Raw genomic sequence first — 20799 nt, forward strand, 5'->3', positions numbered from 1 at the left:
TAGAAAGCAAATAAATGGCTGACGAATCTACTAATAAGAGCACCGAAAAGCAGTTTGGTTTAACCACACTTTCGCTAAATAACCGGACCACGGTCTATGTCCTGACAATACTTGTGGTCATTATAGGTCTGCTGACCTATCTCACCCTGCCGAAAGAGAGCTTCCCGGAAGTGAAGCAACCGATCGTGTACATAGGCACTCCTCACCCGGGCAACTCTCCCGTGGATATGGAAAACCTGGTGACCAGGCCTATAGAGAAGGAAGTAAATACAATAGCCGAGGTGGACAATATTAAGTCTACTTCAGTACAGGATTATTCCACCATCATCGTGGAATTTACGTCGGATACGGACATAGAAGATGCGCTGATCAAGGTAAAGGACGCGGTGGACAGGGCCAAGCCCGATCTTCCGGAGCTCCAGACCGATCCAAATGTATTTGAAATGAACTTCTCTGAGTTTCCGATTTTGAATATCAACCTGTCTGGAAACTACAGCATGGAGGAACTCAATGAATATGCTGAGTACCTGGAGGAGGAGATTGAAAAGGTTTCTGAAATTTCCAAAGTAGAGATACGAGGTATCAATGAAAAGGAGCTGAAGGTGAATGTGGATCCTTATCAGATGGAAGCCCGCGAGGTGAACTTTTCGGACATTGAAAACGCCATCAGAAGTGAGAATATAACTCTTTCAGGTGGTAGTGTGAGAGAGGGGGACATTCGCAGGTCTATCCGCGTAGTTGGCGAATTTTCCTACCCTGAAGAAGTTCTGGATGTGGTGGTGAAAAGTGAGAAAGGAAACATCGTTTATCTGCGAGATATTGGTGAGGTGGACTTTGACTACAAAGAAACGCAGGACTATGCGAGGCTGCGAGGCAATCCGGTGGTAATGGTGGATGTGGTGAAACGAAGTGGCGAGAATCTGCTCATTGCTACCGATAAGATCAATGCGATCCTGGAGAAGGCCAGGAGAGATGTATTTCCTAAAGACCTGATTGTGACCAAGACGAACGACCAGTCTGAGCAAACCAGGGAACTGGTCGATAGTCTTGAAAATAACATCATCTCCGGGGTGATTCTCGTGGTGCTGGTGCTGTTGTTCTTCCTGGGTTCACGAAACGCCCTTTTCGTTGGGATAGCGATACCTCTTTCCATGTTTATGGCTTTCATGATTCTGGGCATGTTTGGCATTACCATCAACATGATGGTGCTCTTCTCCCTGATCATGGCGCTGGGTATGCTGGTGGACAATGGTATCGTGGTAGTGGAAAATGTCTATCGACTCAGGGAAGAGGGATTGTCCTCTTTTGAAGCCACCAAGCAAGGGGTAGGGGAAGTAGCATGGCCTATTATTGCTTCTACAGCCACTACTTTGGCCGCTTTCCTTCCGTTGGCTTTTTGGCCAGGTATTATGGGAGAGTTCATGAAGTTCCTTCCCATTACGCTCATGGTTACATTGGGTTCTTCATTGTTTGTGGCCTTGGTGATCAACCCGGTACTGATAGCGGCATTCATGAAGCTGGAAACCGGAGAGACCAATAAGAAACGCATCATGATTTTTGTTGCTGCGGCGATTGTCCTTGGGGCATTGTTATTACTCGTGAAGGCGACAGTGCTGGGCAACCTGCTCGTCATTGCCGGTTTGATTACTATCCTGAACGTGTATGTATTGGTACCTGCCTCAGCCAGATTCCAAAGGACTTTTCTCCCATGGTTAGAGGGTCTGTATAAGTCCACCCTGGATTTTGCCCTTTCGGGATGGAAGCCTGCATTATTCTTTTGGGGTACAGTACTGATGTTTTTTGGATCTTTTGGACTGATGAGCGTGTTTCCACCCGATGTGGAGTACTTTCCTAAAACAGACCCGAAGTACATCAATGTCTTTATTGAATATCCCGTGGGTACAGACATTGAGCACACCAATGAGTTTACCCAGAAAATTGAGCACATTGTTTTTGATGTGGTGAAACCATACGAAAGCATCGTGGAGTCTATCATTGCCAATGTGGGACAGGGAACATCTGATCCCAACGACCCCTCCGCTTTTGGGCAGCAGGACACCCCCAATAAAGCAAGGATTACAGTCAATTTTAAGGAGTTTAAATATAGGAATGACATAGATACCAAGGTGATCTTGACTGAGATTCGGGAGGCCATAGGAGGCTATCCGGGTGTGGCTGTTACAGTGGATCAGAATGCGGATGGCCCGCCGGCAGGTAAACCAATCAGTATCGAAGTATCTGGTGAGGATTTCGCCACCCTTATAGAGGTGACCGAGCGGATGAAGAAAACCATCAATGAGTCGGGTATAGAGGGTATAGAAAAGCTGAAAACGGACCTGGAAACGGGTAAGCCAGAGCTTGTTGTGAATATTGACAGGGAAAAAGCCCGCAGGTTTGGACTGTCTACTAACTCCATAGCCATGGAGGTGCGTACTGCACTGTTCGGGAAGGAAGTTTCCAAGTACAAGGAAGGTGAAGATGACTATGAGGTGCAGCTCAGACTTATGGAGAAGTATCGATACGATATTGATGCTCTGATGAATAAAAGTGTGGTTTTCAGAGATCAGACATCTGGTAAAATGGTGAGTGTGCCTATTTCATCGGTAGCTACTTCAGAGCTGAGCTCTACTTATGGCTCTATCAAGAGGAAGGATATGGATCGGGTGATTACCATCAGCTCCAATGTAGTCACCGGCTACAACGCCACTGAGATCAACGGGGAAATTGAGGAGCTACTGAGCAACTTCCAGATGCCTGCTGGTTATGAATTTAAATTCAGTGGGGAGCAGGAGAAGCAAGCCAAAGAAATGGCTTTCCTCACCAAGGCGCTTGGTATAGCTGTCTGTCTGATCTTTCTGATCATTGTGGCACAGTTCAATAAAGTAACTACCCCTTTTATCATCATGATGTCCGTTGTCCTGAGTACTATCGGAGTGTTCCTGGGGCTGGTGGTTTTCCAAATGAACTTTGTGGTGATTATGTCCATGGTAGGAATTATCTCGCTTGCGGGAATTGTGGTGAATAATGCCATCGTGCTCATAGACTTTATAGAACTGAGTCGTGAGCGCAAGCGAAAGGAACTTGGGGTGGATAAGTTACCTTTTAAAGAAATAGTAGAAGCGATAGCTGTGGCTGGGAAAACGAGGCTGAGACCAGTGTTGCTCACAGCGATCACCACTGTTTTGGGGCTGGTACCACTGGCAGTAGGGTTCAATGTGGATTTCATAAAATTCCTGAGGACCTACGATGCGGATTTCTACCTTGGGGGAGATAACGTGGCATTCTGGGGTCCAATGTCATGGACCATTATTTTCGGACTGTCGTTTGCCACATTCCTTACCCTGGTGATTGTACCAGTGATGTACCTCTTTTTTGCCCGGGTCAATCGGTACCTGGGGATTAGTTAATAAAACCTGGAGCCCCGGTCAAATGACCGGGGCATTTGCTTATGAGTAGAATTTATTTCTTTGGGATAGCGGCGGTACTCTACCTGGCTTTTGACCTGTATATCTATCAGGCCATTCGTGTGTTGATCTCTGATTATGAGGTACTGACCAGAAGGCTTGTTTCTGTAGCCTATTTTGGAGTGTCTCTGGTACTTTTTCTGGGGATCATATTTTATGAACAACTGGACCCGAAGCAGTTTCAGAACCTTAGACTTTTTATCACTACTGCCTTTTTTATCACGCTTATTGGCAAGTTGATCTCGGCCATCTTTTTGGTGGCGGATGATTTCAGGCGGCTGGTTACTTATGTTATGAATCTCATGCCATCCAGGGCAGAGACGCCAAAGGACCTGTCGCGCTCTGAGTTTCTCTCAAAATCAGCCATTATTGCGGGGACAGTTCCGATTGCGGTATTCAGTTTTGGCATTGTTTCCGGGGCTCATGACTATAGAATAAGGAAGAGGCAAATTGTTTCACCCAATGTGCCAAAGGCATTTGATGGCCTCAGGATTGTGCAGGTTTCTGATATTCACACCGGCAGCTTTTTCAATAAGAGAGCTGTAGCCGGTGGGGTGGACCTGATCAATCAGCAGAAAGGAGATATTGTTTTCTTTACCGGTGACCTGGTCAACAATCAGAGTGATGAGGCTAAACCGTACCTTGATATTTTTAGCAAAATTGATGCCCCCATGGGGGTTTACTCCACAATGGGCAACCATGACTATGGTGATTATAGAAGCTGGGCCAGTCCACAGGCTAAGCAAGCCGATGTTCTTCAGCTTCAGGAGATGCACCGCTATATGGGGTGGGACATCCTGCTGAACGAAAACAGGTTAATCAAAGAAGGAGCAGATCAGATTGCGATTTTAGGGCTGGAAAACTGGGGGGCAGGGCGCTTTTCTAAATACGGTGACCTGGCGAAAACCTATGCAGGCACCGAGGAGGTTCCGTTTAAAATTTTGCTTTCTCACGATCCCAGCCATTGGGATGCCCAGGTGAGGCCTGAGTTTCCGGATATAGATCTGATGTTTGCCGGTCATACGCATGGAATGCAGTTTGGCATAGAGATCGGAGATTTCAGGTGGAGCCCGTCTCAGTATATCTATAAGCAGTGGGCTGATTTGTATAAAGATGGCAGCCAGTACTTATATGTGAACCGAGGATTTGGTTTTCTGGGCTATCCGGGTAGGGTGGGGATCTTACCTGAGATTACAGTACTTGAGCTGAAGCATGGATAGGGGTAAGCAGCACTTTAATGGTTATAGAGCTGGTTAAAATTCTCATTGTAATGTAGGCTGATTGTTTTTTCAAGACAAGCCTCGTTAAGTGGTTATGGTGAATATTGCTCATTGCAATTAATTTTTGAAAAAGAGGCTTCTGCCTCTTTTTCTCGTTTATTGCCACCCATATTAATTATCTTGGCGTGTAATTCTGATCGAAATATGGTTGCCCGGCACGTCAAAAACATCAAAAATTTCCTTCACGAGGACTTATGGAAACTCAAATTGGATGGTCTCCCAAAGAGACGCAGGTTTCTCTACCGCCAGATCAGAATATGGATCATCACACTTTCAGAGTTTGAGAAAGATAAGTGTGGAGAGAAGGCCTCTGCGCTCACTTATTTTTCAGTGCTCTCCGTGGTGCCTGTGGTGGCTATGGCCTTTGGCATTGCCACCATCTTTGGACTGGAGGATTACCTGAAGGATGAGCTGATCAAGTACTTTAGCGGTCAGCAGGAAGTCCTGGATTACACCTTGAAGTTTGCCAATAAAATGCTATCCACATCTAGTGGTGGAATTATATCGGGTATCAGTGCGGTTTTTTTGATTTACGCCGTAGCCAGGTTGTTGAATAACATAGAGGTGGCCTTCAATGACATTTGGAATACCCGCAAGGGACGAACGCTCAAGAGGAAGCTGACAGACTATATGTCAGTGATTTTACTGGGACCGCTCATCCTTATCATGGCCAGTTCAGCAGCTGTCTTCATCACCACCAGCATTGAGAGTCTCGCCGATAGTATTAGCATTTTGGGGTTGTTCAAGCCGGTTATCCTGTTTCTCATTAAGTTGATACCCTATACACTGATTTGGTTTTTGCTTTTTCTCCTGTATATGGTTTTTCCCAATACATCAGTCAGGATAAGGCCTGCGTTGATTGCCGGAATTTTGGCCGGTACGGCCTACCAGATCACCCAGTTTGCCTGGATCGAAGGGCAGGTTTACCTTTCTCGTTATAGTGTGATCTATGGGAGTTTTGCTGCCCTTCCGCTCTTTCTTGTCTGGCTTCAGCTCAGCTGGATGATCTTATTGTTTGGTGCGGAGTTCGCCTTTGCAGTACAGAATGTCGGAGGCTGGGCCTATGATAATGAGGAATTGAAGATGAATTTGAAATCTAAGCGAAAAATGACGCTTCTTGTATTGCGGAGGATTGTGAAGGATTTTCAATCCAACGACGAGCCTGTTTCATTTGAGCACCTATGCGAGACACTGAATATACCCCGAAGGTTTATCCGTGAGATACTGGATGATCTGGAAACAGCACGACTAATCGTGAAAATAGCCGATCCGGAAGTAGAGCAATTTCAGCCAGGGATGGACATCCACAAAATTGACGTCTTCATGGTCTATGACCGGCTGGAAAAACTGGGAATGGATAACTTACCACAGGCTTCTGAAAATGAGGGATTTGATAACATTGAAGCGCTGCTTGCTGAAGTGGATAAAGCCATCAGGGAGGCTCAGTCTAATAAAAAAGTGGTTGATTTATGAGCGCTGCTTAAATGACCAGGTAAACTCAAACTCTGACACCACTGTACCGTCTGCCATCTTACCCACCGTTTTGAAAGTGGCGCTTTGGGCTTCACCGGTAGCAACTGCACGATCTACCGCATCAAAGGCCAATTGACAATCCTCACAGGTGAAATAAACCCTGTCCACGGCTTTTTTCATAAATCGCGCTTTCAGATCTACGATGATAAATGCTACGGAAGGTTTGTGCCCGGCCACTGCCAGCAGGCAGGGAGAAGCAGTAGATAGCTCTGCAGCCATGCTTTGCACTGCAAAATAGGTGCTCTTAAAGGGATTTTTGGTGAGGTACTTAAAGGGCACTGAGGTCACACAGCGGGTTGTATCTAATTCACGGAGCCTCATGCCTGCAATCAGGCCCATCGGAAGTTTAGTGAGCAGGAAAAGCCCAAACTGCCACTTGCTGGTGACTTGTCGTTGGAGCTTTTCCTGCTTTTTGGTGAGTTGAGTCATCTGTTACCAGAAAAGTGCATAAAGAACCACAAGGATCAAAGTAATGGCAAATGCACCAATATTGAAAGCTGGTGTGGTTTTGAAAAGCCCTTTTGTTAGTTCTATTCCTTTCTCATTGTCTTTTCCTTTGCCTCCCATGTAGCTCACTATGATGATCACCAACATGGTAAGGAGACAAGTGAGCCCCATCTGATTCATGAAAGGTATTCCGGGCAGAAGTTTGAAAAGCATGGCAATAGGCACGGAAAGTATAGCACCCCAAATGGCTGCGGCATTGGTGGTTTTTTTCCAGAAGAGACCCAGGAGGAATACAGCCAGAATACCAGGGCTTACGATTCCCGTGTACTCCTGAATAAACTGGAAGGCCTGATCGATACCTCCCAATAGCGGAGCCATTACACAGGCTATTACTAACGCTATGGAAGCGGAAATTCTACCCATTCTTACCGTCTGACGGTCAGTGGCATCCTTCTTAATATACTGCTTGTAGATATCCATGGTAAATATCGTGGAAGTGGAGTTAAGCATAGAAGCCAGTGAAGAAACGATGGCAGCAGCCAAAGCCGCAAATGCAACCCCTTTCAAACCAACTGGCAACAGTTGAAGTAGCCATGGGTAGGCTTTGTCTGATTCTCCAGGACCAGGGACGTTTACCTGCCCCAGTTCACCCAGACGTGCCATGATCTCCGGGTCATTGACCATCACATATGCGGCAATACCGGGAACCACTACGATGAATGGAATGAGTAATTTCAAAAACGCCGCCATTACGATACCTTTCTGGGCTTCTTTCAGTGATTTGGCAGCCAGTGTTCGCTGGATGATATATTGATTGAATCCCCAATAATAGAGATTGGCAACCCACATACCCCCCACGAGTACCCAGATACCAGGGAGATTGGTAAATTCAGGATTGGATTCATCCAAAATCATGTGAAACCTTTCTGGCACGGCTTCCCATACCTGCTTGAACCCAGCCATCATACCGGCCCCATCCGAAAGGGTGTCCAGGGCCAGGTAGGTGGTAAGCAGACCACCCAGTACTAAAAAGACGACCTGTACCACGTCCGTCCATGCTACGGCAGACAGTCCGCCATATAGAGAATATGCTGCAGCAAACAACGCCAGTCCCATCACACCATACATCATAGGCACACCCATGATGGTCTCAAGCGCCAACGCACCCAGGTAGAGCACTGAGCTTAGGTTGACAAATACGTAGAGTGCTATCCAGAAAACTGCCAGTATTGTTTTCAGCTGTGTGCTGTATCTTTTTTCAACAAATTCAGGAATTGTGTACAGTCCCTTTTCTATGAAAATAGGCAAGAAATACTTGCCTACTATGATCAGTGTGATGGCAGCCATCCATTCGTAAGAGGCTATAGCTAATCCACTGGCAAATCCGGAGCCGGACATACCGATGAACTGCTCAGCAGAGATGTTGGCCGCAATGAGCGATGCCCCGATGGCCCACCAGGGGAGTGATTTGCTTGCCAAAAAGTAGTCTTCGGCATTTTTTTCATGGCCTTTTTTGTCACGAGACACCCAAAGACCTATGCCCACAATGAGGACACAGTAGCTTATGAAAACAATAATATCTACAAAAGAAAATTCCATAAAATTGAATGATTTGAAATAAAACTACGCATGTTAAAGAGTTTTCCAAACATATGCAATATTGAAGTGTTCAGAAGCATGCAAGACCACCTTATTTATAAAAAGCATAAAACGTTATGAATGGCAGGCACTTAGCTGTTAGCCGATTTTTCCTGCTTGATAATTTTTCTTTTCTCCTGGTTCAGGAAGAAGGATTCAAGACCAGACTCGAAAAATTTCAGGATGATGGCGATAAGGCCTTTGGCCATGAGGCCTACATAGGGGATGGACACATTAGATTCAATAATGTCCTCTAAGAAAAATTCCTCTGAAAGAAAGAGGACAATGGCCAAAGTAAACATAATGGTAGAAGCTTTTCTACCCACTTTGGCTTCAGCGAGATCGCGAATGGTTTTCTCTAGTTCAAGATTTTTGTCCTTGATCTCGTCATTTTGCTCGCGAATCTGGATATTGGCATTATCGAGTTTCTTCTGAAGCCTGTCAGATACACGGGTGATTACCTTGGCCTGGGCTACCAGATCCTCATAGTCATCAGAGAAGTCTTCAAGATCTTTTTTATAAATGGCATGAGTATCCAGCCTTACCCTGAAATCTTTGAGTTTCTTTATTTCTTCATGATAAAGCTCTTTGGGTCCTTCCATAAGACTAGATCCTTAGAATTCTTCGATTTCCAGAAAATTGAATTCAAGATCTAATAGGTCTGCATAATCTTCTCCTGCTTCCATCATGTCCTCATCATCTTCTTCATAGTACCAGTTAATCGTTAAGCCTTTGCCGGATTCTTCTATTCTGCTTAATCGCTTAAATACATCAAACAAACACTTCGATGAGCTGGTGTTAAAGTATTCAAACGAAAAATTGGCTTTAAAATCAGTCAAATCACTTTGGATGTACTCATCCAGGTTATCAATGATTTTTTGATAGAAAAGTATGGAATTCTCCGGGCTTGATCGTCCTTTAATTTCAAGTAATCCTTCATCGGGATCAAAGTTCACTAATGGAGTAACCCGTGTTGGCTCAATAAAAATCTTTTCCATAAGGTTATTCAGAGCTTTATCTGCTTGTTCTGCCTATACATCTCTAGGCAATCTTACCTGCAATGTAAAATAAGATACATTGTCAGTAACTGGTTGAAATTTATATCTTAATTTTTGTCCTCCTGTTTTTCTGGCGATATCAATGAATCCGAGACCTCCGGTTCCTTTGTCTGAAAACTCCTGCTCATTGAGCGCCTTCTTATAGAGTGTTCTCAACTCTTCCGGTTCCACAGCATTAATATCATCCAGTCTTTGCTGTATCTCCGCTGTTCTTTCAGTGGGGATATAGTTGCCTGTTTGCAAGCTGTAAAACCTCTTTCTCGCGGCTATCAGAATCAAGGCAGACCTTGAATCATAACTACTAATTCTGATCTCATCTGCATTGACTTCATCCAGGTGATAATACAAATTTTGGATGCACTCAGTAGCCACATTGTAAAACTTTTTCTTCACTTTCCGGTTCTCCTCAAGCTCTTCCAATCTTTCTTCAAGTGTCGCAATCATCGAAGTTACTAAGTCAAAGGTCAATTCCCCTTTGTACATCAAAATTATATTTTGATCATATATATTCTTATAACTTCTAAGATAATCCATACTTGATATTGCGATTATTTTACTTTTGAAAAGTAATTACTATTTGCGGATTAAACCAAATGTTTAATTACTTAAAATATTTATAAAGGGTAATTCCCCAAAGTGCTGCTATTTGCCAAGGAGAGGTATTTCTTATTGACTGCAATATAATGCTGATTGAGTCGATTTTTATACCAAATAGGAGTGAAATAGAAATTTTAAGATTGCTTAGATGATAATTTATTGATAAAATGCATAAAGAAATATCACAAAATGACCGCTGATTTTTGGCCCATTGCGTGATGCTTCTAAATGAATGGATTGGTTATTCGCAATTTCTAATTGAATAGCTTTGGGATGTGAACCTTGATTTTGTTATTTACAATTCTAAAAGTTTAAGTAAATTTAGACGTAAGCGAAACTAATCTGAAAATCAACCAACCGATAATACATTATGCTAAAGAAGGACCTATATGCTGTGCTATACGCCATTACAGCCCTGGTAGTTGCAGGTACTGTGGCGTATTACATATTTGTGGTGCAAAAAGATGTCATCACTAACTTTAACGAGGATCCTACTATAGTACGGGTTGCTTCCAAGCAATCAGCTATGGGACAGCAGATCGTAAAAACTGCTGTCGGTATGGGTTACTCCAGTACTGAACGAAACTTCACTATTTTTCAAGGTGAGTTGGGAAGAATACTCCCAGAATGGCGCAAGGGACACAAAGCACTTGTCTCCGGAGATCCTGAATTGGGGTTTTCCGTGCCTTCCACCTCTTCTGATTATCTGGCGCTTCAGGAAGACCTGAAGTTCTTCTATGAACAAATGGACATCAACGCCAGTAACCTCATGGATATTGTCTACACGAGAGATGAGAAGGATATTAACTACCTGGCGCTAAGGAGTTCTATAGAGACTCTTATTAATACCGTGAGAAAATATCAGATTGCCACTGATAAAATAGCGGATTATTTCGTGCAGGAAGCTCAGTCTTACAAGACAGGTTTTAGTCTGGTAGAGAAAATTGTCTTTGTTGCTTTCCTTGGGATTTTACTCCTTCAAGGGTTGTTTATTTTCAGACCCCTGGTAAAGTTGGCTGGTGATAATTACCTGTCTGCCAATAAGGCCTATGTGAAGGTGAAGAAATCTGAAGAGGAACTTAAGATCAACTTCAAGAAGCAGAAACTGATTAACAAGAAACTCTATGAATCCAGAAAGGAAATAGAGTTGAATAACCAGAAACTTAAAGAATCTGAGAGCAAGTTGCTCAAGTCATCTGAAGAGCAAATCAGGATCAATGAGAAGTTGATCAAAGCGCAGGATGAATTGAATCAGGCTTATAAGAGATTACAGGATTCTGAAGTGGAAATCAGGGAGTTGGCAGATAAGCAGCTGCAGGATAATGAGAAACTTTTCCTTGCAGAGAAAAAACTGAAGGAGACCCTGAAAAAAGAACAGAAGTCTAAGGAGGAGTTGAATATGGCCATTCAGTCACTGAAGGACGCACAGTCTCAACTCGTTCACTCTGAGAAGATGGCATCATTGGGTCAGCTTACAGCGGGGATTGCTCATGAGATCAATAATCCGATCAACTTTATCTCCAGTGGTATGGTGTCGATTAAGATGTCCATAGAGTCTATGCGAGAGATTGCAGAGGAGTACTCAAGACTGGATGAAGGTGCCGATCTGGAAGAAGTCATCGAGAATGTAAAGGAACTTAAGGAAGAACATGAGTACGAAGAGATCCTGGAGGAGTTGGATGAACTGATCAAAGACGTAAACTACGGGGTAACACGAACCATTGAGATCGTAAAAGGTCTGAGGGTATTCTCCAGACTAGATGAAGAGGAGTCTAAAACAGCCAATGTTAATGAGAACATTGACGCAACCCTCACCCTGCTCAGAAACAAAACCAAGAATACCATCAAGGTATCCAAGTACTATGATGAGAAGATGAAGGATATAGAATGTTATCCGGGTCAGCTCAATCAGGTATTTATGAATATTTTGAATAATGGTATTCAGGCCATACCAAAAGAACGCAAAGACGGTGAGATCACCATTTATACCGAGGAACTGGACAACGAAGTGGTGGTACGAATTAAGGACAATGGAGTGGGTATACCTGAGAAGATCAAGAACAGAATTTGGGAACCTTTCTTCACCACTAAAGCAGTGGGTGTAGGAACGGGACTTGGAATGTCCATTACTTACGGTATCATCGAAAAACACAACGGTAAGATCGAACTTACCAGTGAAGAAGGTAAGGGGACTGAGTTTGTGATCACCTTGCCAAAGAAGATCCAGAAAGTGACAAAAGATCAGAGCACGAAAGTGGCAGAGAGCAAATAATCTTTAATTACAATCAACCTAATTAGCCAATCCTAGGAAATGGAAGAACTGCAAGATTCACCAGATATAACTACCAGAAGTGAGAAAAAATACTCCCTGCTTTACGTAGATGATGAAGCTACTAACCTGAGGGTATTTAAGTCAAATTTCAGGAAGTTTTTCAAGGTGTTTACCACGACAAACCCTTTTGAGGCGATTGATATATTGAGTGAGAATGAGATTCAGGTGGTGGTCACTGACCAACGGATGCCTGAGATGACCGGTACGGAGTTTCTCGAGAAGATCCTTCCAGATCATCCGGATGTGATCAAAATCATTCTCACCGGATTCACAGACATTGAGGCCATCAAAGATGGGATCAACAGGTGTGGCATATATAAGTACATCACCAAGCCCTGGAACTTTGATGAAATGAAGGGCTTGCTGGACAGAGCAATGGAGACCTACCAGCAGTCTGTGGATAGCGAAGAGCATATCAAGGAGCTGGAAGTGTCAAACGTGGAGTTGGAACGTAGAGTGAAGGAGCGAACCGAAGAACTGAATAGTATCAACAAACGGTTGATAGATAGTATCAGGTATGCCGGATTACTTCAGCAGTCGATGCTTCCCAACGAGCGCTACCTTAGCCGGATTTTTTCAGAGCATTTTGTGATGTACCGTACCAAATATCTCTTTAGTGAAGAGTTTATCTGGACCACGAGTTTGAATTTCAGATCAGAAGATTATACAGTTATCGCACTGATTGAGTTTGATGGAAAAGGAATCGTGGGCTCTTTGAAGACCCTGATTGCAGATTCCATCCTCAACGATTTGATCCAGGACAGGAAGATTTTTCACTCTGGAGACATCATCAAAGAATTAACTCAGGAACTGGATGCCGCAGGCTCTAAGGAGCTGGAGTGTGATCTTAAAGTTTCCGTTGCATTGTTTGATAACAACGCCAAGACCCTTCAGTTTAGCGGAATCAATCAGGATATGATTATTTTCAATGGTAAGGAAATGGTCGTGCTGGAAGGTGAATCTGAGGAAAATGTGGATGACCTGATGGCTGATAAGATTGAAATCCAGGAAGATGCTACCTACTATATGTTTTCCAACGGGTATTTCAATCAGGAAAATCAGGATGGGGTGAAGTTTTCACAGGAAAAATTTGAAGAAATGATCAAATCCATCCAAAAGAAGACGCTGAGTGAGCAGTATAAATTCCTGAATCAGACCATAGATGACTGGATAGGAGAGGGAGGCCTTACAGATGATGTTTCGATTATGGGATTTAAGCTTTAAAGATGGACGGTATGAAAGTAAAGGCAAGCAATTTCAAAAATTGGTGTACTGAAAACATAAGTCCTCAGTCCTGGACCCGAATATGTTTGAAGTGTGTGGATGAAATCCGTGCAAAAGGATACAACCTGAAGCAAATGGAGGACCTGGATCCCGATGTAGACCTGGATGCCGAACTCCTGACAAGCCTGAGCACCGCACTGGAAACACTCTATGAGATGTCAGTAGATGAAAGTCTGCTGATCAGGTACTGAAAGAAATTTGGATTTAAACCAACTGACTACACCTCAACACCGATGACAACCACATCGTCTGTTTGAGGTGTATTTTTTTTCCATGACCTGAAGGCACTTTCCAGGTCTTTGATTTGCTCACTCATAGGCTTGTCGGAAATGTCTTCGATAAGTTTTTTGAAGTTCTTACTCAGGAATTTCTTATCGTGCTCCCCGCCGAATTGATCCTGAAAGCCATCAGAGGAAAGGTAGATTTTGTCCCCTTCTTCCAGCTGCATTTCTTCTTTGTTCAGTTTGCCCGCCACTTCTTTCTCGTCGCCTTCTATACCACCAATCATAAATTTAGGGCTCTTGTAAGTGATGAGCTCATTGGTTCCTTTCTTAATCAGATAAAGAGGTATACCGGCCCCGGCAAATTCCATTTTCAGGTCGTCCAGGTTGATGATGCAGATACCGATTTCCAACCCGTCCTGGTTCTGATTTTCATCACGCTTCAGTTCAAACTTGATAACCTTATCCAACCGGGCCAGGATCTTATTAGGATCTATGTAGTTTTGGTAATACACTATGTTGGTGAGCTGATTACTCCCCATGATAGACATGATGGCCCCCGGCACACCGTGGCCTGTACAGTCTGCACAGGCGATAATCAGGTACTCATTTCTGCCTTGTCGCACGCGCTCAAACCAGTAGAAGTCTCCACTTACCACATCTTTTGGTTCGTAGAAAACGAAAGCATCCTTCACTAATTTGGAGAGCACGGTGATCTCTGGCAATATAGAGCGTTGGATCCTTTGGGCATAGACGATACTGTCTGATACCTGTCTGTTGGCTTGTTCCAGCAATTGCTTCTGAGCCACCATCTCGTTTTTCTGGTTCTCCAGCTTATCATTTAGTTTCTTTTGTTCATCCAGTCGTCTGATCAACACCTGCGAGGCATTGGAAAGCTGAGATGCGAGTTTACCTACCTCGTCATTGGAGGTGATCTTGATTTCAGCCGAGAGGTTACCGTTACCCAGGTCTTCGGCTATTTTGCTCAATTTTACGATGGGCCTCACAAAGATATTAGCCACGATGAGTGCAAGTATGATGGAAGCACCCAGTGCCAATAAGATCACCCATAAAAGCTTTTGCTGGATTTCCGCAAGAGGTAGCAGGGCCTCTTCTTTCCCTATGCTCACCACAAGGGTCCAGTCGTTCCCAACATTGTTTAGATAGCCCTGTTCTTTAGCTACAAATAGAAACTGGTCATCTGTTTCGATCCGCTCTACCCGGGCAGAAGTTTTTTTGGTCTTCTGGATCAGGTCAAAATCAGAAAATTTGTCCTGAAGGACGGTTTTGCTTTCATCCTGTGTGTACAGGATTATGCCACCCTCATCCAGTAGGGTCACACTCAGCTGTCTCGCATTTTCTCCGAGTGAGATATCGCCCATAAATTTGTACAACTCATCCACAAGAATGCTCCCAACAAGTACACCTTTTGGCTCCCTGGTTTCGGGGTCTTTCACTACGGTGGCGAAATTCATGACATTGAGGTCTGTGGATTCTGATTTATCTACATCCACTACCGCATCTGTCGTCGGTGATATTTTAGTCCAGTAAGTACTCAAAGAGTGCGTTTCTCCTACAGAAAGCTGTTTGCTGTCCGCTATCCTTACGCGCTCATTATTGAAGAAAGAGAAGCTGGCATACAGATCGTTAAGGCTTTCGAGCTCCTGCAGCTTGCGGGTGAGATCAGCTTGCGGGATGTTACTTTGTCTAAAGTAGGGATCGGTTGAGGCTATTTTTAATTCATTCAGTCGGGAGTAGACAAACCGCTCTATATTAGAAATGGTTTGTTCAGACTGTCTGGTGACATTGGATAAAAGCTCCTCGGAAAAAGTGCGCTCCAGTTCCCGGTTCACAAAAAAGTAAAGTACCGAGGAGGTGAAAAAGACTAGAGAAACACAGAGAAGGGTGAGCTTGGCATATATGTTCATAGAAATAGCTTTGATCCATTTTAGCAAAAATAAATGTACTTTAAAAAAATCCACTTGAATGAATCTTTTTATTAAATCATTTCAAAGATTTTCAAACCCGATAAAAAAAGTCACATTTCGACAATTATTTGGCTAATTACTTTTCCCGGACCCTAAGATTTCTTTTTTTAGCAAATGGTTAATGCTCTTTCGGGCACCTTTCACATGTTAAAGTTCATCTGTTGTGCGTTTTTGGTCTTTGGCTTTCAGCTTTCTCACAGTCAAAATTTGTCGGTGTTCAGAACCGAGAAAGGTGTGGATGAAACGGTTGCCAAAATTTTGGAGATTATTGATTCAAAGGAGGATTTGATCTTTTTTGAAGTAGTGTCTCATGATGAGATAGCGAAAGAAAGAGGGATGAAGCTGCCTCCTACCAGAAGTATTCTGTTTGAGGATCCGCGACTAACTACCAGCTTGATTAACTGTCAGCAGACTGCGGCACTGGATCTTCCGCTTGAAATTATTGTCTGGGAGGAATTCGGTGATGTCTATTTGGGCTTCATGGACCCCAAGTTTATGAAACGACGTTTCATGATCAATGAATGCGATGAGACCATAGAGGCACTTGGTGACCTGATGATCAGGGTGACCATGGATGCCATTCGTGAGTTGAAGTAGCTTTGGTGATTCTATGGAGTGGTAAGCGACAGTTCGTAGGACAACTCCTCCCAATCAAAAGTTAAGGCCTCCTTTGTTAAGGTAAACTTCATTCGCTCATCGAAATCCGATTTACTCGGCGTAACAATGAGTCTGAAAACATCCTTGTTTTGATTATAGTTGTATGAGCCCCATTGATCCCATTCTTCATTGAATATAATCGTCCAGGTACTGTCTGTTGGGATTGTGAAAATAGAGTAACTACCTTTTGGGAGTGTCTCGCCATTAATCAGGAGATCTCCGGAAGTTTTCAAATAGGTTGCTTTATTGGCTCCCGTTCGCCAGATTTCATGGTATGGAACCAGCTCACCCCAGATTTTGCGCTTCTTCACCCCCGGGCTGCTATATTCTATATTGATCGACACTCCATTCACCTGCACAGAGTCGCTGGCTGGTGGTGAGGGGCGGTGTTCTGCTTTGCTATTACAGGAGGTAGTCAGTAAGCCCAGGCTGAAAACAAGTACGGCTAATCCTATGTGTGGTCTGATTTTGGACATTTTCATGTTCTTAAACGGGCACTTGCTCAATAGGTTGTTTGTTTAATTGATTGATAATAAGTCTGTTAAGTAATTGGGTATATTTTTTGTGAACCCAATGGAAACAAACGAAAACACTCATGGGAATCATAGGCATCGACATTCCTCAACTTAACGAAGAACAGGACATTGAAGTTGAGGTACGGGTAAATGGTATCAAAAAGCAATATAACTATCGCGTTGAAATTTTCTACTGGGATCAATGTCCTTTTCCCACAGAAGATAGGGTGGAGTGCATTCGCCAACTGGTCAATAATTATGACCGTGATTGGGACCTTGCACACCTTGGACTGCCCACCGACGACTATATTCCCATTACCTTCAGGAAAAAGCGCAACTTAAAAGGGTAGGTCCTCATCCGAGGAGAAGTCCTCCTTCATCCACCCTTCATCAGTTTGCGGAGGGGGAGGCGTATCCCCTGATCCTGATTTTTTGTCTAATCTCCATGCCTGAAGGCTGTTGAAGTATTTGGTCCCGCCTTTGGGATCATTCCACTTTCTCCCTTTCAGGTTGAAGGAAATGGTCATTTCATCTCCTACTTCGAAACCGTCCAATTGCTGGCAATTGGTCTGAATGAGTTCGAATTTCAAAAACTCCGGATATTGTGGATTTTCTGCGTATTCTACCACAAATTCTCTTTTCTTAAAAGAGTCTGTTACATCCTGGGTAGGAGACTTCTCTATTAATTTACCGTCTATCGTCATATCTTATCTAAAAACTATTCCTCAAATTTGCAGTTCACTTGATGGATATGAAAAGATCTAAGAAGGTTTTTTTTATTGTGGCCGTTATATTTCTCATTATCATGGTGGTGATTGGCTATGACATGAGCCAAAGAACGACCTGGCCAGGAGCAAAAAAGAGCCTGCCCGAACGTATAGCTGAATAAAAGATGCAAGCAAACAAAATTGATGTCTCCAAAATTGATCTGGAGAAGGAGCGTGAAAAAATTACCGATTTCCCAGGATTAATCGCATTTGCTCACACAGTGGGCAGTGCACTTATCAGGCCCGAAGATAAGGGGAAAATCAGAGGACAGGCCCTGGCCGCCATGCATGATCAAACAGACCGGCAGTTTAGGCAGGTGATGGCTCAGATGCAGCTCCTCATGGAGCAGGCTCATGAACTCAAGAAACGGGTGAAGGTCTCTGAGCGGATTTATCAGTCTACGCTGAATTTTACCCCGGTTATCCATCAGGTTTATCACCTGTACAGGAGAAAAGATGGAAGCGATTTCCTTTCTATGATCGCGCCAGCCGAGTGGGGACGCCAGCTGCCTTTTGAGAAGCATGAAGCCTCCGTTCGACTGCTTTCTGATCATACCTGGGAGGTGTTAGAAGATCATTTGGAAGAAGAGGATTAATACTTTTAAATCTACTTTGGCGTTTTTGTACGTTATTACAGTTGATGTTAATTCACATACCCGTTCTCAAATGAAAATAGACTCCAAGATTTCCTTTCTCCTTCTGTTGATTGTGGTTTCCTGCTCGTCCGAGAAGGAGAGTGATTTGAAGATGGACTGCACAGATTCAGACTTGACTGTGAACATTGCCAGTACTACACCTACCACTTGTGCTGGACAGGGGCAACTCGTAGCAGCCACTTCCGGTGGAACCGGATTAGTAACCTTTAGTATCAATGGAACGAATTTTCAACAGGAAGGTACTTTCAATGACTTGTCCGCGGGTGATTATACGATCACTGCCATGGATGAAGCGGGGTGTACATCTAGCGTAACCACAACTATTGAAGCTGCAAATGGCGGAGTGACCCTGACAGTTGCAAGTCAGACACCAACCGGTTGCGGGGAGTCAAATGGTACTGTTTCGATCAGTGCGTCATCTGGCAACGGAGATTACAGTTACAGTAGCGATGGAGTCACATTTCAGGCGTCTTCAGAGTTTGGTGGCCTTGAAGCAGGTGATCATAGCTTTTCGGTGAAAGATGAAAGCGGCTGTGTGGCGTCTGTTTCTGCTACCATACTCACGGATGTAAGTCTTGATGCTGATATTATGCCTATCATTAGTGCCCATTGTGCCGTGCAAGGATGTCATGGTGATGTTCAATCGCCACAGCTGACCAGTAAGGCCTCTGTCATTGGACAGGCAGCTCGAATCAAGATCCGAACCAGCGCCGGACAAATGCCGCCCGCCGGACGGCCAGATCTTAGTCAAAGCCAAATAGACCTAATAGCCTGCTGGGTGGAAGATGGGGCACTTGATAATTAAGTCCGATACACGGATTTTATAAATAACGTGAATGCCTGTTATTGAAAAATCGGGATACCAAAATCCTCCGTTTTACTTTTTTAATGCTCATGTTGAGACCATTGTACCTTCCATGTTCTTTAAGGTGTCCGATGACCTCTATGAGCGGGAGCGGCTTGAGCTCCCGGATGGTGATTTTCTGGATTTAGACTGGATCAAGGCGGGTAAGAGTAAATGTATCGTGATCACACACGGACTTGAAGGTGGATCGGAAAGGTTCTATGTCAAGCGTACAGCTAAATTTTTTAGAGATAAAGGCTGGGATGTCATGGCATGGAACTGCCGGAGCTGTAGCGGAGAGATGAATCGTTTGCCCCGATTCTACCATCATGGCGACACGGAGGATCTCTCGGTTGTCATTGATCGGGTATTGCAGGAGAATTACAAGACGGTGGTACTTATGGGGTATTCCATGGGTGGGAGTATGAGCCTGAAATACCTGGGTGAACGATCACATGGGAGCGCAATTAAAGGTGGCGTCTTTTTCTCAGTGCCTTGCAGTCTGCGAGACAGTGCACTCCAACTCCTGAAAAGGGAGAATAGAATCTACGAGCAGCGATTTTTGAAAAAGCTTGTTGAGAAAATCAGAATCAAAGCGGAAATTCATCCCGAGGTTTCTCTGGAGGGGATAGACACTCTGAAAGATTTTGACACCTTTCACGATAGGTACACCGCACCTCTTCATGGTTTTCAGGATAAGGACGACTTTTTTGCGTCTGCTACCTGCGATCAGTATCTGTCAGACATACGCGTACCGGTGTTGATCGTGAATGCTCAAAACGATCCAATGTTGGGTCCGGCATGCTCACCTTATGACCTGGCCCACCAAAGTGATTTTGTTTATTTAGAAACACCTGCCCGTGGAGGGCATGTAGGGTTTACTTTGGCTGGGAATAATTACAGCTACATGGAGCTGCGAGCCGAAGAGTTTATCGACCAGGAGGTAATCAGTCCTTTGGCTTAAAATTAAGAGAAACAGAGTTGATGCAATACCTCAAACCCGTTGGTTTGGGGCCATCAGGGAAAATATGCCCGAGGTGACCACCGCAACGTGCGCAATGCACTTCGGTACGAGCCATCCCGTAGGAGGTATCCTTTTCTTCCCCTACATTTGATTTGGACAAAGGCTCATAAAAGCTTGGCCATCCGGTGCCGGATTTAAATTTGGTTTCCGAGCTGAACAGGGGCAAATCACAGGCTTTGCATACATAAGTTCCCGCAGCTTTATTGTCCCAATAAGTTCCCGTAAAAGCACGCTCCGTACCCTGTTCCCGCATCACATAATAAGCCTCCGGGGAAAGCCTCTGTCTCCACTCTGAATCTGCCAGTTTTATGGGGATAATATGGTTTTCTGTGGGGTTCTCTGAGGTGGGTAATTGCTCCTTTTTCTCCTGAGCACATGCATGGCTGAGCATCCCGATGATCATTACCGTACCTAATAGTTTTAATCCGTTCATAAAAAGTCTGATTAGTGGGCCGACTGATTTGCTAACTTTAACAACAAACACATACCTAAAA

General features: G+C 44.1%; 20 protein-coding genes. 11 read left to right on the forward strand and 9 right to left on the reverse strand.

From position 1 onward, the window contains the following. Positions 1-14 precede the first annotated feature (14 nt). The 3 genes from RIH33_RS15525 (at position 15) to RIH33_RS15535 (ending at position 6217) form a co-directional block, all read left to right on the forward strand. Entirely contained in the window at positions 15-3407 is a 3393-nt protein-coding gene (locus RIH33_RS15525) for an efflux RND transporter permease subunit (RefSeq protein ID WP_406653235.1), read from the forward strand. Positions 3408-3448: 41 nt separating this feature from the next. Next, positions 3449-4684 carry a metallophosphoesterase gene (locus RIH33_RS15530; protein ID WP_406653237.1) on the forward strand — a complete coding sequence of 412 codons (1236 nt, stop codon included), beginning with the start codon at positions 3449-3451 and terminating at the stop codon, positions 4682-4684. A 180-nt stretch (positions 4685-4864) separates the two neighbouring features. Then, positions 4865-6217, forward strand: a complete 1353-nt coding sequence (locus RIH33_RS15535) for a YihY/virulence factor BrkB family protein (protein WP_406653238.1) — start codon at positions 4865-4867, stop codon at positions 6215-6217. Here RIH33_RS15535 and RIH33_RS15540 read toward each other — a convergent pair. The 5 genes from RIH33_RS15540 to RIH33_RS15560 form a co-directional block, all read right to left on the reverse strand. Continuing rightward, the gene (locus RIH33_RS15540; RefSeq protein WP_406653240.1) at positions 6212-6706 is read right to left on the reverse strand and encodes a thioesterase; all 495 of its coding nucleotides are present in this window, start codon (positions 6704-6706) and stop codon (positions 6212-6214) included. The two genes, RIH33_RS15535 and RIH33_RS15540, sit on opposite strands and share 6 nt — an antisense overlap. A 3-nt stretch (positions 6707-6709) precedes the next feature. Then, the gene (locus tag RIH33_RS15545; RefSeq protein WP_406653241.1) at positions 6710-8323 is read right to left on the reverse strand and encodes a sodium/sugar symporter; all 1614 of its coding nucleotides are present in this window, start codon (positions 8321-8323) and stop codon (positions 6710-6712) included. Positions 8324-8454: 131 nt separating this feature from the next. After that, positions 8455-8964 carry a hypothetical protein gene (locus RIH33_RS15550; protein WP_406653242.1) on the reverse strand — a complete coding sequence of 170 codons (510 nt, stop codon included), beginning with the start codon at positions 8962-8964 and terminating at the stop codon, positions 8455-8457. Positions 8965-8976: 12 nt separating this feature from the next. Further along, positions 8977-9360, reverse strand: coding sequence for a DUF1987 domain-containing protein (locus RIH33_RS15555; protein ID WP_159580473.1), 384 nt, complete (start codon positions 9358-9360; stop codon positions 8977-8979). Positions 9361-9393: 33 nt separating this feature from the next. Further along, on the reverse strand, positions 9394-9954 hold the full coding sequence (locus RIH33_RS15560) for a SiaB family protein kinase (RefSeq protein WP_255465129.1): 561 nt from the start codon (positions 9952-9954) through the stop codon (positions 9394-9396). Between the two features lie 433 nt (positions 9955-10387). On the opposite strand from RIH33_RS15560, the gene RIH33_RS15565 reads away from it, so the two are divergent. The 3 genes from RIH33_RS15565 to RIH33_RS15575 are packed head-to-tail and all read left to right on the forward strand — an operon-like array spanning position 10388 to position 13824. Further along, on the forward strand, positions 10388-12289 hold the full coding sequence (locus tag RIH33_RS15565; protein WP_406653244.1) for an ATP-binding protein: 1902 nt from the start codon (positions 10388-10390) through the stop codon (positions 12287-12289). Between the two features lie 39 nt (positions 12290-12328). Further along, positions 12329-13573 carry a response regulator gene (locus tag RIH33_RS15570; protein ID WP_159580467.1) on the forward strand — a complete coding sequence of 415 codons (1245 nt, stop codon included), beginning with the start codon at positions 12329-12331 and terminating at the stop codon, positions 13571-13573. Between the two features lie 11 nt (positions 13574-13584). Next, positions 13585-13824 carry a hypothetical protein gene (locus tag RIH33_RS15575; protein WP_159580465.1) on the forward strand — a complete coding sequence of 80 codons (240 nt, stop codon included), beginning with the start codon at positions 13585-13587 and terminating at the stop codon, positions 13822-13824. Between the two features lie 26 nt (positions 13825-13850). Here the strand turns inward: RIH33_RS15575 and RIH33_RS15580 are convergent, their stop codons facing one another. Beyond that, positions 13851-15782: a SpoIIE family protein phosphatase gene (locus RIH33_RS15580; protein ID WP_406653246.1), complete on the reverse strand. Its 1932-nt coding sequence runs from the start codon at positions 15780-15782 to the stop codon at positions 13851-13853. Between the two features lie 204 nt (positions 15783-15986). Here RIH33_RS15580 and RIH33_RS15585 point away from each other — a divergent pair, with 204 nt between their 5' ends. Further along, complete coding sequence (locus tag RIH33_RS15585) at positions 15987-16439, forward strand: DUF302 domain-containing protein (RefSeq protein WP_406653248.1); 453 nt, start codon at positions 15987-15989, stop codon at positions 16437-16439. Positions 16440-16450: 11 nt separating this feature from the next. On the opposite strand, the gene RIH33_RS15590 is transcribed toward RIH33_RS15585, so the two are convergent. Next, positions 16451-16975 (reverse strand): DUF2911 domain-containing protein, encoded by a 525-nt coding sequence (locus RIH33_RS15590; RefSeq protein ID WP_406653249.1) that lies wholly within the window; start codon positions 16973-16975, stop codon positions 16451-16453. A gap of 119 nt (positions 16976-17094) precedes the next feature. Here RIH33_RS15590 and RIH33_RS15595 point away from each other — a divergent pair, with 119 nt between their 5' ends. Then, positions 17095-17364 (forward strand): hypothetical protein, encoded by a 270-nt coding sequence (locus tag RIH33_RS15595; RefSeq protein WP_406653251.1) that lies wholly within the window; start codon positions 17095-17097, stop codon positions 17362-17364. On the opposite strand, the gene RIH33_RS15600 is transcribed toward RIH33_RS15595, so the two are convergent. Continuing rightward, positions 17353-17718 (reverse strand): DUF3127 domain-containing protein, encoded by a 366-nt coding sequence (locus RIH33_RS15600; RefSeq protein WP_159580455.1) that lies wholly within the window; start codon positions 17716-17718, stop codon positions 17353-17355. The genes RIH33_RS15595 and RIH33_RS15600 overlap by 12 nt on opposite strands. A gap of 188 nt (positions 17719-17906) precedes the next feature. Here RIH33_RS15600 and RIH33_RS15605 point away from each other — a divergent pair, with 188 nt between their 5' ends. The 3 genes from RIH33_RS15605 to RIH33_RS15615 all read left to right on the forward strand — a co-directional run bounded on the left by RIH33_RS15605 (position 17907) and on the right by RIH33_RS15615 (position 20245). After that, positions 17907-18377: a DUF2452 domain-containing protein gene (locus RIH33_RS15605; RefSeq protein ID WP_406653252.1), complete on the forward strand. Its 471-nt coding sequence runs from the start codon at positions 17907-17909 to the stop codon at positions 18375-18377. 70 nt (positions 18378-18447) lie between these two features. Continuing rightward, on the forward strand, positions 18448-19242 hold the full coding sequence (locus tag RIH33_RS15610; RefSeq protein WP_406653254.1) for a hypothetical protein: 795 nt from the start codon (positions 18448-18450) through the stop codon (positions 19240-19242). Positions 19243-19273: 31 nt separating this feature from the next. Further along, positions 19274-20245, forward strand: a complete 972-nt coding sequence (locus RIH33_RS15615) for a YheT family hydrolase (RefSeq protein WP_406653255.1) — start codon at positions 19274-19276, stop codon at positions 20243-20245. On the opposite strand, the gene msrB is transcribed toward RIH33_RS15615, so the two are convergent. After that, positions 20229-20738, reverse strand: coding sequence for a peptide-methionine (R)-S-oxide reductase MsrB (gene msrB / locus RIH33_RS15620; protein ID WP_406653257.1), 510 nt, complete (start codon positions 20736-20738; stop codon positions 20229-20231). The genes RIH33_RS15615 and msrB overlap by 17 nt on opposite strands. Positions 20739-20799: the final 61 nt, after the last annotated feature.

This window comes from Marinoscillum sp. (assembly GCF_040222955.1).
GTDB lineage: Bacteria > Bacteroidota > Bacteroidia > Cytophagales > Cyclobacteriaceae > Marinoscillum.

Coding starts and splice junctions, on each gene's coding strand:
- RIH33_RS15550 (WP_406653242.1), bottom strand. CDS start 8,964: ATGGAAGGACCCAAAGAGCTTTATCATGAAGAAATAAAGAAACTCAAA.
- RIH33_RS15585 (WP_406653248.1), top strand. CDS start 15,987: ATGTTAAAGTTCATCTGTTGTGCGTTTTTGGTCTTTGGCTTTCAGCTT.
- RIH33_RS15570 (WP_159580467.1), top strand. CDS start 12,329: ATGGAAGAACTGCAAGATTCACCAGATATAACTACCAGAAGTGAGAAA.
- RIH33_RS15540 (WP_406653240.1), bottom strand. CDS start 6,706: ATGACTCAACTCACCAAAAAGCAGGAAAAGCTCCAACGACAAGTCACC.
- RIH33_RS15615 (WP_406653255.1), top strand. CDS start 19,274: ATGCCTGTTATTGAAAAATCGGGATACCAAAATCCTCCGTTTTACTTT.
- RIH33_RS15555 (WP_159580473.1), bottom strand. CDS start 9,360: ATGGAAAAGATTTTTATTGAGCCAACACGGGTTACTCCATTAGTGAAC.
- RIH33_RS15595 (WP_406653251.1), top strand. CDS start 17,095: ATGGGAATCATAGGCATCGACATTCCTCAACTTAACGAAGAACAGGAC.
- RIH33_RS15605 (WP_406653252.1), top strand. CDS start 17,907: ATGCAAGCAAACAAAATTGATGTCTCCAAAATTGATCTGGAGAAGGAG.
- RIH33_RS15565 (WP_406653244.1), top strand. CDS start 10,388: ATGCTAAAGAAGGACCTATATGCTGTGCTATACGCCATTACAGCCCTG.
- RIH33_RS15525 (WP_406653235.1), top strand. CDS start 15: ATGGCTGACGAATCTACTAATAAGAGCACCGAAAAGCAGTTTGGTTTA.
- msrB (WP_406653257.1), bottom strand. CDS start 20,738: ATGAACGGATTAAAACTATTAGGTACGGTAATGATCATCGGGATGCTC.
- RIH33_RS15600 (WP_159580455.1), bottom strand. CDS start 17,718: ATGACGATAGACGGTAAATTAATAGAGAAGTCTCCTACCCAGGATGTA.
- RIH33_RS15575 (WP_159580465.1), top strand. CDS start 13,585: ATGAAAGTAAAGGCAAGCAATTTCAAAAATTGGTGTACTGAAAACATA.
- RIH33_RS15545 (WP_406653241.1), bottom strand. CDS start 8,323: ATGGAATTTTCTTTTGTAGATATTATTGTTTTCATAAGCTACTGTGTC.
- RIH33_RS15580 (WP_406653246.1), bottom strand. CDS start 15,782: ATGAACATATATGCCAAGCTCACCCTTCTCTGTGTTTCTCTAGTCTTT.
- RIH33_RS15590 (WP_406653249.1), bottom strand. CDS start 16,975: ATGTCCAAAATCAGACCACACATAGGATTAGCCGTACTTGTTTTCAGC.
- RIH33_RS15610 (WP_406653254.1), top strand. CDS start 18,448: ATGAAAATAGACTCCAAGATTTCCTTTCTCCTTCTGTTGATTGTGGTT.
- RIH33_RS15530 (WP_406653237.1), top strand. CDS start 3,449: ATGAGTAGAATTTATTTCTTTGGGATAGCGGCGGTACTCTACCTGGCT.
- RIH33_RS15560 (WP_255465129.1), bottom strand. CDS start 9,954: ATGGATTATCTTAGAAGTTATAAGAATATATATGATCAAAATATAATT.